Below are 681 nucleotides of genomic sequence, written 5' to 3'. Positions count from 1 at the left end.
GGCTTGCGCCTCGCGCTGGGCCGCCGGGGGCGGCGTGTCCGGCCGCACCACGACGGTGCGGACCTTGCGGGGCTGGCCGAACGCGTCGAACGAGGCCGAGCCCGGGGTGACGTTGGCGGTCTCGCCGCGATCCTGCGCCGAGCGCTCCTGGCCCTGCGCCGCGCGGGCGGCCTGGGCCACGTCGAGGGGCTGCTCCTCGCGGTTGACGATGCGGATCTGGCTGTCCTTGGCCTTGGGCTCGTAGATCTGGCGGTTCTGGTCCGGGATCTCGACGCCGTCGGCGACCTTCGGCGCGACCTTCACCGGCGAGGTGTCGGCCTGGACCACCGGGACGCCGCCGCCGCCGCCGCCGTGCCGCAGGGTCTTGTAGGTCACCGCGCCGGTGACGGCGACGAGGACGACGGCGACGCCCGCGCCGACCTTGACCAGGCGGTTGCGCGGCTTCACCCGCTTGAGGCTGCGCTGGTCGTAGGCCTCGGCGTCGCCCGCCTCGTTCTGGTAGGCCTCGGCTTCGGCGTAGCGCGCCTGCTGCTCGGACCCGTGATCGACGGAGGCGAGGTACTGGTCGAAGGCGTCGGCCGGGGCGTTGCGCTGCGGCTCGGCGTAGGCGGCGGCCGCGGGTGCGAAGCTCGGCTCCTGGCGGCCGCGTTGGGCGGCGCCCTGCGTCTGCGCCGCCGGCTC

Annotated in this window: 1 pseudogene; it reads right to left on the bottom strand. The window is 75.6% G+C overall.

Features of this window, described 5'->3' with window-relative positions:
* Positions 1–681 (bottom strand): annotated as a pseudogene (locus FV222_RS28395) (SPOR domain-containing protein); the annotation flags it as partial.

It is taken from the genome of Methylobacterium sp. WL103 (assembly GCF_008039885.1).
GTDB lineage: Bacteria > Pseudomonadota > Alphaproteobacteria > Rhizobiales > Beijerinckiaceae > Methylobacterium > Methylobacterium cerastii.
The sequence above is the reverse complement of the archived record's forward strand: the minus strand, read 5'-3'. Positions and strand labels throughout refer to the sequence as shown.